Source organism: Niabella aurantiaca DSM 17617 (genome assembly GCF_000374125.1).
Classification (GTDB): Bacteria; Bacteroidota; Bacteroidia; order Chitinophagales; family Chitinophagaceae; genus Niabella; species Niabella aurantiaca.
This window is the reverse complement of record NZ_KB893632.1, coordinates 87,493-98,341: the sequence shown is the minus strand read 5'-3', so window position 1 is coordinate 98,341 and position 10,849 is coordinate 87,493. Positions and strand designations below refer to the sequence as shown.

Below are 10,849 nucleotides of genomic sequence, written 5' to 3'. Positions count from 1 at the left end.
AAGGATTAAACGGATCATAGCAGATCGTGCCTATGATAGTGATAAGGCTGACAAAGAGCTTAGAAAACAGCAGGTGGAACTGATCGCGCCACATCGTTCTAACAGAAAGGCCAAACCCACCCAGGACGGACGACCCTTGCGGCGCTATCGAAATCGCTGGAAAGTGGAGAGATTGTTTGCCTGGATTCACAATTATCGAAGATGTTATGTGCGTTACGAATATCATGATACCAACTTCCTGGCCTTTGTTCAAATAGCTTGCATTATGATCATTATGAAAAAATACTTTTGAGATGGCTTCTAGTATGCTCCGTGTTACGGGCAACGATATTCAATAAAACGTTGCCCTTGGGCTCCCCTGCCCTCGTACGGAACCGGGTATCCACAGCCTCTAAACGCCGGTATGGACCCGGTCATAAACGCCGGACAAGGTTGCAACCGCTTTCTTTCCTTCTGGGCCCAGGTCCAGGCTATAATCGTTCACATAAAGATCGATGTGTTTGCGCATGACCTCTTCACTCATTGCCTGCGCGTGGTCTTTTACATACTCCGAAACCAGGGGATAATGATCAAAAGAATACCGCAGACTTTCCCGGATCAGCGCATCCACCTGGTCATAAAGAACCGTGCCCAGGGATCTTTTGATCACGATGCCCCCCAAAGGGATGGGCACACTCATAGTCTCCTCCCAATATTCCCCCAAGTCCTTCACTTTCATCAGGCCTTTATCCTGGTAGGTGAACCGGTTTTCATGGATGATCACGCCCAGGTCTGCCATACCATTAACCACCGCATCTTCTATTTCATGAAACACGCCAAAAGATTTGTTGCGCGCGCCGGGATAGGCAAAGCTAAAAAGCAGATGAGCGGTGGTATTGACCCCGGGCAGTATAATTGCCGCTTCATCAATGGCCGCCTCCGGAAAAGGTTGTTGCCGGCTAACCAGCAGCGGGCCCACCCCTTTTCCCAAAGCGCTTCCGGCATTCAGTAAAGCATACTGATCCTGCGTTTTAAAATAAGCCGGAAAACTAAGCTTTGTTACATCCAGCTTTCCTTCAAGCGCCCAGCGGTTCAGTGTTTCCACGTCTTCCAGCACCACTTCAAATTCAAGGCCTCCGGTATCGATCTTCCCGTTCACCAGGGCATCGAAAATAAACGTGTCATTCGGGCAGGGCGAAAATCCCAGTTTCAACTTCATATATGCTTCATATTAATATCTCATAAAACAGGAAAAACCCAAAAAATGTTCGGCAGTTTACGAAGTAAACACCCCGATGATCCGCTCCAGGGCCTCGTGAAGCTTTGAAATGGATTCCTTCAGCGCCCATTTTGATTTATCCCTTTCTCCCACATAATTGGATACAGCCCTTACCTGCAGAAAAGGCGCTCCTTCCGATAAAGCCACATAATGGAGCGCGGCACCCTCCATCGACTCTATTGCGGCACCCAGGTTATTTTTAAAGTGCTGGATCGTGTCTGCCCCGGTGGTGACTTCGTTAACGGTCACCCCTTTTACCCGCTCCAGACCGGTAAGATCCATCAGTGCGTCATATGGATTGGGAAGCCACCCCCCGGTAAATGGCGGGGTGTCCGCATGCTCTAGTTGCAGGTCAAAAACCGACTTCCGCTGCCCTGCTTCCACCACTCCCAGGTCGCCAAAGCACTCGCTGCCAATGACCACCACGCTTCCCGGAGCATACCGGTCAACAAAGCTGCCTCCGATACCTGCCTGCAGCACCAGGTCGTACGGTTCCCGCGCCAGCCGGCGGGTAAGCCGGTATGCCGTACCAACCCCCCCGATGCCGCTGATCAGCACATCCACCCCCTCCTGCGCTTTTAAGAAGGAGTTCAAAGGCGCAATCTCCAGCCCCGTGGCTGCTGTTAATAATATTTTTTTACGCATATCCCGTGTTTACACCGCTTGCTACCCCCGGTTCCGGTCCCTCTCAGGACCCGAAGGGTAAAAATGTTCAGCCCCGCTAAGTTCGGGCATTTTTATAATTGGGGGAAATGTTACCTTTGCAGTCTGTTTTTTTTGAAGGTGGTATCATTTTCGAATACAGCCGCCTTAAAAGCTGGAGCAAATACCGGCTTATTTATTTATGATGTATGGTATATCTCACAAGAATTGAACACTTTAACGCCGCGCATAAACTCTTCAATCCGCGGTGGAGCGAAGAGCAGAATGAACAGGTCTTTGGTAAATGTGCCAACAAGAACTGGCATGGGCACAATTATGAATTATACATTACGGTAAAAGGCGAACCGCATCCGGACACCGGCTTCGTATATGACGTAAAAAAATTGAGCGAGATCATTAAAGATCATATTATTGAAAAATTGGATCACCGCAACCTGAACGAGGACGTAGATTTTATGAAGGGGAAGCTGTGCAGTACGGAGAACCTGGCCATTGCCATCTGGAATGAGCTGCACCCGCATTTGCCCCAGGGAGTATTGCTTCATTGTATCAAGCTCTATGAGACCCCACGGATTTATGTGGAGTATTTTGGTTAAGTTTGTATGTACCTTTATCCAAGTATGAGAGTATCCGTATTCAGGAGGGAACATTTTAACGCGGCACACCGGCTCTTCAATCCAGCCTGGGATGATGCTACCAATGAGCAGGTCTTTGGGAAATGCGCCCTTCCGCATTATCACGGGCATAATTACGAACTGGAAATAAAGGTAACGGGCGAAGTAGACCCGCAGACCGGCTTTGTAATGGACCTTAAAGTGTTGAGCGATCTGGTTGCCCGGCATGTAATCGGAAGGTTTGATCACCGCAACCTGAACCTGGACACAGAGGAGTTCAAACATACCAACCCTACTGCAGAGAACATTGCAATTGTGATCTACGATATTCTGCGTCCGCATATCAACGGCGATCATGACCTGAAGATCCGTTTGTATGAAACACCAAGGAATTTCGTAGAGTATCCGTCATCTTAAATTACCGGCAAATATGGCCTATAAAAAAGAAGATCAATATAATGAACCTGTAACCCATGCGCTTATGCAGCACTATAAACAGGTGATTGCGCAGCTGGGGGAAGATCCGGAACGGGAAGGCCTCCAGAAAACACCCGAACGCGTAGCCAAAGCGATGCAGGTGCTCACACAGGGCTACCACCTGGATGCACACGAGATCATTAACTCTGCAAAGTTCCATGAAGATGTAAGCGAAATGATCATTGTAAAAGATATTGAATTGTACAGTCTGTGCGAGCATCATATGCTGCCCTTTTTTGGCAGGGCGCACGTGGCATATATCCCAAACGGATGGATCACCGGGCTCAGCAAGATCGCAAGGGTGGTAGATGTATATTCGCACCGGTTACAGGTGCAGGAGCGGCTTACTGTGCAGATCATGCATGCGATCAAAGAAACATTAAATCCGCTGGGTGTTGCGGTGGTGATCGAGGCAAAGCACCTGTGCATGATGATGCGGGGCGTTCAAAAGCAAAATTCCGAAACAACCACTTCTGCTTTTGACGGGGAGTTTCAAAAAAACTCAACCCGGAGTGAATTTTTAAAACTCATCAGTGCACGTTTAAGTTAAAGAAAAACGAACCAAAATAAATAAGTGAATATGAAACAGGCAGTGGTATTTCCCGGACAGGGATCGCAATTTACCGGGATGGGAAAAGAGCATTACGAGAACAATGCATTTGCAAAAAAATTGTTTGAGCAGGGCAATGAGATCTTAGGATTTCGCCTTTCCGACATCATGTTTACAGGAACTGCAGATGAACTAAAAGAGACAAGGGTTACACAGCCGGCTGTTTTTTTACATTCCATTGTCGCTTACAAGGTCATGGAGAACAACCGGCCGGATATGGTAGCAGGGCATTCCCTGGGCGAATTTTCGGCGCTTGTAGCCAACAACGTGCTGGCCTTTGAAGATGCACTGCAACTGGTGGCTGTAAGGGCCAACGCCATGCAAGCAGCCTGCGAGCTGCAACCGTCTACGATGGCTGCGGTGCTCAATCTTCCGGACGAAAAAGTAGAGGAGATCTGCAGCGCTATCGGGGAGGAAACCGGAGAGATCGTTGTTCCCGCCAATTATAATTGCCCGGGGCAGCTGGTCATCAGCGGAACCCTCAAAGGAATTGAGATCGCCGTGGAGCGCATGAAAGCGGCCGGCGCCAAACGCGCCCTGGTACTGCCTGTTGGCGGAGCCTTTCATTCTCCCTTAATGGAGCCCGCGCGAAAAGAGCTGCAGGAAGCCATTGAAAAAACAGCCTTCCATCAACCGGTTTGCCCCATCTACCAGAATGTGGCAGCCAAACCTATTATGGATAAGGAGGAAATAAAAGAGCATCTGATCGCCCAGCTTACAGGGGCGGTACAATGGACCCAGAGCATACAGGCGATGATCGCCAATGGTGCCACGAAATTCACGGAAGCAGGCCCTGGCAAAGTGTTACAGGGGCTGATCCAGAAGATCAGTAAAGAAGTAGAAGTAAATGGGGTTAGTTAACCCCATTTTTTTTCCCCAGACCGTTGCTGCAAATCGCCATCCATCTTACAGGACTTTGATCCCGCCGCGTGAATTCGGCCTCCGTCCCAATGAGGGTGACGACCATTGAGGCTGGTATTCCCTCCGGACAGGATCATCAGCAGCGATCTGCCGATGCCGGGCGTCCCTCATAGACAAGGAGGCAGACCCCGTTTGGGCCTGCCGTTGAACTTACCGCCCTTTATTTACTAGCCGCTGATGCGGTATGAAAATATTATAGTGTAAATACCGCGGCGGCGGCATAAAGACCCGGTATTTCAGCGCTCCCGCAGCCAAAACACCACACCAACATAATATACACCCGGGAGGTGCATCACCCTTATTTAGTATTTTCGCGCAAACAGAGATCCTTTATGATGCCCGCAAACACAAATACAATCCCCCCCCTCGCAACCGGCGACACTGATCTTGCCCGCACAACAGGCAGGGACGATCGATTGCTTGCCGGTTTTATGATCGCATGGCTGCTGATCAATGCGCTGCAGGCGGTGTTCCTGGGCATCGACGGGGATGAAGCCTACTACTGGATGTTGTCACAAAACCTGCAGTGGGGTTACTTCGACCATCCCCCCGTGGTAACCGCTCTTATACGGCTGGGAGAATCTTTCGGGCACGGACCGTTCTTTACGCGACTGGGAACCATCTTATTATCGACCTTTTCCATTGCCCTCGTGTATAAGGGGCTTCCCGTCTATCTTCAAAAAATAAAATGGTTCCTCCTCCTTTACGCAGCAACGCTGGTCTTTAACGTATATGCTTTTATTACCACGCCAGATGCTGCCCTCTTCTTTTTTGCAGCGCTCTTTTTCTGGAGGTATAAACTTTTTCTGAACAAAAACAGCTTCAGCAACAGCCTCTGGCTGGCCTTAGCCATCACCGGTATGTTCTACAGCAAATACCACGGCATCCTGCTTGTAGGATTTGTGGTCCTGTCCAACCTCCGGCTATTCGCCAATAAATATTTCTGGCTGATCGTCCTGGTGGTTACCCTGCTTTTCCTGCCGCACCTCTACTGGCAATACAGTAACGACTGGCCAACCGTGCGCTTTCATTTAATTGAACGCATCGCAAAAAAATACCGGATCAACTATACCACCGATTACCTGCTGGGACAAATACTGATCTGGGGACCGCTCATTTCCCTGCTGTTCTATGCCGCCGTTTTTAAGCTGAAGATCCGGGACAAGCTGATGCGTGCCCACCTGTTCATGTTTGCCGGAACCCTGCTTTTTTTCCTTTTATCTTCTTTTAAAAACACGGTAGAACCGCACTGGACAATGATCGCAGGTATTTCTTATGTTGCGCTGTTTTTATCGTTGATCATAAACGGCAGCGCAACCTTCCAACGCCTGTTCTTTAAATTTGCCTGCTCCAACATCGGACTTATCCTGCTGGCCCGGATCCTGTTCCTCATACCGAACGGACCGGCCAACCTGATCAAACACTTCCGTTCATTTTCTTATGCCCGCACATGGGCCGATGCGGTTTATCAAAAGGCCGCCGGTACTCCGGTCGTCTTTTCCAACTCCTACGCATTGCCTTCACTTTACAAATTTTATCACCCGGATGTACAAACCATCGGGTACAACGATAAGGGTTATCGTAAAACGAATTTCAATATTGCCGATGATCATTTCCTGCAGGGAAAAGACACTTATTATTATACCCAGAACCCATACCTGAAACCAGGCACCGGAATTGCCGTGGAAACCATCTATAACCCGGGGAGGCTATTGCCCCTGCCGCGATACCAAAGCGTTAACAAGCTCCGCATTGCATTAAAGGATCCGGTAAAAGAAATGCTGCCGGCGGGCATCCGGACCGTAACACTTCAGATCTCCAATAGAGGCAACACCGGACTGCAACTGAATGGCCGGCTCCGGCTGGACTACGCTTTTCTGATTGAGAAATACCGTTTCATCAATTCAGATTCCAGCTTCGCCCTTCCTCAAAAAACGCTGCAGCCGGGAGCAAGCATTCGGCTGAGCATACCGGTGAAAGCACCACAAAAACCAGGGAAGTACCGGCTGCTGTTCTCATTCACAAATGATTTCATACCGGGAAATTTTGCGAGCAATTTTTACGCGGTCGATGTTCATAAGAATTGACAGGGCATCAGTGGTGAGCCTTGAACAGCTTTCAGCAATCAGCCCTCAGCTTTCAGCGGGTCAATAGACAATAAAACTACAGGTATGAAAACGGGTCCGGCTGAAACGGGCAGCGGGATCTCCGGTAGTAAGTTCTTGCTCCGGCCACCTCACCATCCGAAACCTGCCAATGATCTTTGAGAAGTGAAACAGTCATCTGACGTGGAATTTCAAACCTGACACAAACACTATCCTCCCGGCGCTATAAGCTGGTTCCGGATCAGGCGGTTATTGTATTGCTGTATGAATGCCTTCGCTTTTTGTTCCATAGCAGCCGCCCGTTGCGCTGAATCCTTCAGCAGATCCTTTTTCATTAAACGGTCTTCCTTAAAATTGTAGAGCCCCGTTGCCTGCTTCTCGTCAAAAAACAGCAGGTAATCGCCTTCGATCCAGCGATGCCCGCCCGAATATTGGTAGGCAAAGCCCGCCCCTTTCCGGCTCAGCACATTTTCGCCAAAGGCCAGGTACGGTTTGTTATAGTGCAGGTAGCCCAGCACCGTGGGCATAATATCCAGCTGCTGGATCACACCCGGATGGGTGCCGCGAAAGCTGCTGTCGCCTGGTGCATACAAAATTATGGGTATCGCAATATCGCCCCAGGCATTCTGATATTCGGGATGATAGGACACCGTAGCATGGTCAGCGGAAATCACAAAAAGTGTATTATTGAACCAGGGCTGCCGGCGCGCCTTATCAAAAAATTTTTGCAAGGCCATGTCGGTATAGCTGATGCATTCCATTACCGGCAACGGGCCTTTCTTAAACCGGCCCTCATATTGTTTGGGTACCTTAAACGGATGGTGCGAGGACACGGAAAAGATCCCGGAAAAGAAGGGTTGGGGAAAACTGCTGAGCTTTTGTTCAAAGAACTGAAAAAACGGTTCGTCCCAGATCCCCCAGATCCCGTCATAGTCGGCATCATTGTCATACTCCGTTTTACCAAAATAGTGATCAATGCCGATCATCTTCGCATAGGACAAAAACCCCATCGACCCATTGGGAGCGCCATGAAAAAAAGAAGTATGGTATCCTTCCTGCGCCAGCAGCCGGGGCAGGCTTTTTGTACTGTCCGAAACATAGGGGGTCAATACAAAAGGGTCGAGCCCGCTGGGAATGCTGGAAAAAATAGAAGGGATGGCATCGATCGACTTCCGCCCGTTGGCAAAAGAGTTCCAGTAGATCTTACTTACCGATGCCAGGGAATCCAGAAAAGGTGTGAATCCTGTATAGGTACCCTGATCCAGGTCTTTGTTATAAAACCCCACGGATTCCTTGCCAAAACTTTCCAGGATAATGATCACCACATTCTTTTTGGAAAAAGGGAGCGAATCCGCCGGCGTATGTACCGGGGAATAAATATCCGCAACCTCCTTATCGGAATAATAATGCAGTTCTTTTAATGGCTTTACGCCCATGGTGCGGATAAACACAAAAGGTGTGTTCAATACCAGGTACACTTCATGAGACCGTTTTACATAGGCTCCGGCATCCCCTACGGTGATCGGGCGCGTGCTGTGCCGGAAACCACCCCGGATGCCGCCGATGGCCAGTACCACGCTCAAAACAAAGATCAGCGCCGCCTTCGTATAATAAACGGGATTCCGGTAAGGAGGCTTACCGGCGCGCACGGCTACTCTCCGGTATAAAAAAACCATGAGCCAGACAAGTCCTGCAAAGATCAGCACCACATACCAGTAATCGATCAAAAAATTAAATGCCAGCCCCGATTTATTCTGCTCATGCGAAAATTCGTTAAAAACGCTGGTAGTAGTCCTCCGCAGCGTAAAACGGTAATAGATAAAATCGATACAGTTCAGCAGCAGCGCGATCCCGTTGGTAATATAGAATACCCATTGAAGCACCCGCTGGTACCGTTTATGAATACGCAATCGATACGGCAACGGAACGGTCATCAAAAAAATAAGCAGGCAATTGAAATAGAACATAGCAGCAACATCAAACCGTAATCCTCCGGTAAGGATCTTTACCCAATCCGCTGCCCCGATCCCGGGGAATAAAGATGTGTTCAAAATGTAGAACAGGATCCTGCAGATAAAAAACAGGAACAACACCAACAGGATGCGGTATAAAAATACTCCGTAATAACTCAGCAACCAGGTGCCTCTTTTCCTGTTCATACGACAAAAAATTAACTGAATGCGCTTTCGTCCGGGTCAGCCGCCGTTACAGGCTGCTCCGTTTTCTTTTTCCGCTCCTTTCCAAATAAAATAAAAATAGCAGACAGCGCCATGATCATGGTTATTAAATAAAAACTGAGGCTGACCGATACCGCCAGATCCTTGTCCAGTCCGAATGTGCCGGCACCCCATACAATGGCAACCTCCCTTGCCCCTAATCCGCCGATGCTGAAGGGGAATAAAGACGCCAGTGAGGATAACAGAAAGATAGCAAAATAGGGCCAGTAACTGGTTTTGCAACCCAGCGCTGCCAGGATAAACGCCACCGTGGCCAGCTGGAGCGACTGGGTACAGATGCCCAGTAAATGTGTTTTAAAAAAACGGCGGCTGATGCGCCCGAAATACCGGCGCAATACATAATAATAAACCACCGTTCCCCCGGCAAAGCCAGCCAGGATCCACAGGCTGTATGCCCGCACTTCCGGCATAGCCAGGCTAAAACAGGCCACCAGAAAGCCCAATCCCCATAAGCCCGCCAGCCTGTCGAAAAAAACGGCGGAAAAAACATCTTTATGTGTGGTATCATACCGCTGCTTCAGTACGATGATCTTATATCCATCGCCCCCCAGCCCACTGGGTAAAAACAGATTGTAGAACATACCCAGCAGGTACAAACGCAAATTAGACCGCACGGAGATCGGCAGGCCGATATTCCGGAAGAAATAAAGCAGCCGGAAAGAGGTTGTGATCTGGCAGATGACAAAGGCGACCGCTGCGGGGATCAGCCACCAGCTATTGGCCTCCTTCCACAGCCGCCGTACAGCAGTCAGATCCACCTTGGTGTACACCAGCCATAAAGCCAGCACAGTAAAGGCAATTTTCAGTACCGGTTTTAAAACATTCCAGACCTTCTTTTTATCCATATATCCACTGCAAACTTCGGCTAAATTGTGAAATTACCTGTCGAAATTTTATTAAAATCAGTACCTTCAGAAGTTATCCATTGTCCGGTCTCCCTGTTTGAGATTTGAGACGTGGAATTTGGAATCCGGGATCCGGGATTTAAACATGAAACATCAAACAACGAATCGCATTACACAACTCTTCCGGATTACCTATCCGATCATCCAGGCCGGTATGGTCTGGACAAGTGGCTGGAGGCTGGCCAGCGCGGTCAGCAATGCCGGAGCGCTCGGTCTTATCGGGGCCGGTTCCATGTACCCCGATGTGCTGAGGGAGCATATACGAAAATGCAGGGCGGCTACCCGGCAGATGTTTGGCGTCAACCTTCCCCTATTATATCCCGAACTGGAGGAGCATATAAAGATCATTACAGAGGAAAAGATTCCGGTTGTTTTTACCAGCGCCGGCAATCCCGGTAAATGGACCGGCATCCTGAAAAAAGAAGGGGTTATTGTAGTGCACGTGGTCAGCAGCAGCAAATTTGCATTAAAGGCCCAGGAAGCAGGTTGCGATGCGGTTGTGGCCGAAGGCTTTGAGGCCGGGGGACACAATGGCCGGGAAGAGACCACTTCCATGGTATTGATACCGCTGGTACGCGCAGCGGTGCACATTCCGGTTATAGCAGCCGGTGGGATCGCCTCAGGAAAACAAATGCTGGCCGCATTTGCGCTGGGCGCCGAAGCCGTGCAGATCGGAAGCCGGTTTGCAGCCAGTGAAGAAGCTTCCTGTCATATCAATTTCCAACAACGCGTGCTGGATGCCAGGGAAGGCGATACAGAACTGTCTTTAAAACAGCTGACCCCGGTGCGCCTGCTTAAAAACAGCTTTTACCAGCAGGTAAAAGCATTGGAACTAAACGGTGCCTCCGCAGCGGCACTGGTGGCCCTTCTTGGCAGGGGGCGCGCCAAAAAGGGAATGTTTGAAGGCGACCTGGAAAACGGGGAGCTGGAAATAGGGCAGGTATCTGCTGCAATAACATCCGTTTTGCCCGCGGCCGAAATTGTAAAAAGAACATGGGAGGAGTTCAGGAACGGTTTGGAGGGCTTATCTAAAAATCAGTAATTTGTGATAAAACTGAA

General features: G+C 49.4%; 11 protein-coding genes. 7 read left to right on the top strand and 4 right to left on the bottom strand.

Annotated elements, in window-relative coordinates:
* A partial coding sequence (locus B160_RS0112435; protein ID WP_018628248.1) for a transposase occupies positions 1-292 on the top strand: 292 nt, incomplete at its 5' end.
* A gap of 99 nt (positions 293-391) precedes the next feature.
* On the opposite strand, the gene B160_RS0112430 is transcribed toward B160_RS0112435, so the two are convergent.
* Both B160_RS0112430 and mqnB read right to left on the bottom strand, forming a co-directional pair.
* On the bottom strand, positions 392-1,198 hold the full coding sequence (locus B160_RS0112430) for a 1,4-dihydroxy-6-naphtoate synthase (protein ID WP_018628247.1): 807 nt from the start codon (positions 1,196-1,198) through the stop codon (positions 392-394).
* 57 nt (positions 1,199-1,255) lie between these two features.
* Entirely contained in the window at positions 1,256-1,903 is a 648-nt protein-coding gene (gene mqnB / locus B160_RS0112425; protein ID WP_018628246.1) for a futalosine hydrolase, read from the bottom strand.
* Between the two features lie 206 nt (positions 1,904-2,109).
* Here mqnB and B160_RS0112415 point away from each other — a divergent pair, with 206 nt between their 5' ends.
* The 5 genes from B160_RS0112415 to B160_RS0112395 all read left to right on the top strand — a co-directional run bounded on the left by B160_RS0112415 (position 2,110) and on the right by B160_RS0112395 (position 6,630).
* Entirely contained in the window at positions 2,110-2,517 is a 408-nt protein-coding gene (locus tag B160_RS0112415; RefSeq protein ID WP_018628244.1) for a 6-pyruvoyl trahydropterin synthase family protein, read from the top strand.
* A 24-nt stretch (positions 2,518-2,541) separates the two neighbouring features.
* Positions 2,542-2,952: a 6-pyruvoyl trahydropterin synthase family protein gene (locus tag B160_RS0112410; protein WP_018628243.1), complete on the top strand. Its 411-nt coding sequence runs from the start codon at positions 2,542-2,544 to the stop codon at positions 2,950-2,952.
* A gap of 13 nt (positions 2,953-2,965) precedes the next feature.
* The gene (folE, locus tag B160_RS0112405) at positions 2,966-3,562 is read left to right on the top strand and encodes a GTP cyclohydrolase I FolE (protein ID WP_018628242.1); all 597 of its coding nucleotides are present in this window, start codon (positions 2,966-2,968) and stop codon (positions 3,560-3,562) included.
* 30 nt (positions 3,563-3,592) lie between these two features.
* Positions 3,593-4,483: an ACP S-malonyltransferase gene (gene fabD, locus B160_RS0112400; RefSeq protein ID WP_018628241.1), complete on the top strand. Its 891-nt coding sequence runs from the start codon at positions 3,593-3,595 to the stop codon at positions 4,481-4,483.
* A gap of 392 nt (positions 4,484-4,875) precedes the next feature.
* Positions 4,876-6,630: an ArnT family glycosyltransferase gene (locus B160_RS0112395; RefSeq protein ID WP_018628240.1), complete on the top strand. Its 1,755-nt coding sequence runs from the start codon at positions 4,876-4,878 to the stop codon at positions 6,628-6,630.
* Between the two features lie 227 nt (positions 6,631-6,857).
* Here the strand turns inward: B160_RS0112395 and B160_RS0112390 are convergent, their stop codons facing one another.
* Positions 6,858-8,807, bottom strand: coding sequence for an LTA synthase family protein (locus tag B160_RS0112390; protein ID WP_018628239.1), 1,950 nt, complete (start codon positions 8,805-8,807; stop codon positions 6,858-6,860).
* A gap of 11 nt (positions 8,808-8,818) precedes the next feature.
* Positions 8,819-9,730: a lysylphosphatidylglycerol synthase transmembrane domain-containing protein gene (locus tag B160_RS0112385; RefSeq protein WP_018628238.1), complete on the bottom strand. Its 912-nt coding sequence runs from the start codon at positions 9,728-9,730 to the stop codon at positions 8,819-8,821.
* A gap of 145 nt (positions 9,731-9,875) precedes the next feature.
* On the opposite strand from B160_RS0112385, the gene B160_RS0112380 reads away from it, so the two are divergent.
* Entirely contained in the window at positions 9,876-10,832 is a 957-nt protein-coding gene (locus tag B160_RS0112380; RefSeq protein WP_018628237.1) for an NAD(P)H-dependent flavin oxidoreductase, read from the top strand.
* The last annotated feature ends 17 nt before the right edge of the window (positions 10,833-10,849 follow it).

Coding starts and splice junctions, on each gene's coding strand:
- B160_RS0112430 (WP_018628247.1), bottom strand. CDS start 1,198: ATGAAGTTGAAACTGGGATTTTCGCCCTGCCCGAATGACACGTTTATT.
- B160_RS0112390 (WP_018628239.1), bottom strand. CDS start 8,807: ATGAACAGGAAAAGAGGCACCTGGTTGCTGAGTTATTACGGAGTATTT.
- B160_RS0112380 (WP_018628237.1), top strand. CDS start 9,876: ATGAAACATCAAACAACGAATCGCATTACACAACTCTTCCGGATTACC.
- fabD (WP_018628241.1), top strand. CDS start 3,593: ATGAAACAGGCAGTGGTATTTCCCGGACAGGGATCGCAATTTACCGGG.
- B160_RS0112385 (WP_018628238.1), bottom strand. CDS start 9,730: ATGGATAAAAAGAAGGTCTGGAATGTTTTAAAACCGGTACTGAAAATT.
- mqnB (WP_018628246.1), bottom strand. CDS start 1,903: ATGCGTAAAAAAATATTATTAACAGCAGCCACGGGGCTGGAGATTGCG.
- B160_RS0112410 (WP_018628243.1), top strand. CDS start 2,542: ATGAGAGTATCCGTATTCAGGAGGGAACATTTTAACGCGGCACACCGG.
- B160_RS0112395 (WP_018628240.1), top strand. CDS start 4,876: ATGATGCCCGCAAACACAAATACAATCCCCCCCCTCGCAACCGGCGAC.
- B160_RS0112415 (WP_018628244.1), top strand. CDS start 2,110: ATGGTATATCTCACAAGAATTGAACACTTTAACGCCGCGCATAAACTC.
- folE (WP_018628242.1), top strand. CDS start 2,966: ATGGCCTATAAAAAAGAAGATCAATATAATGAACCTGTAACCCATGCG.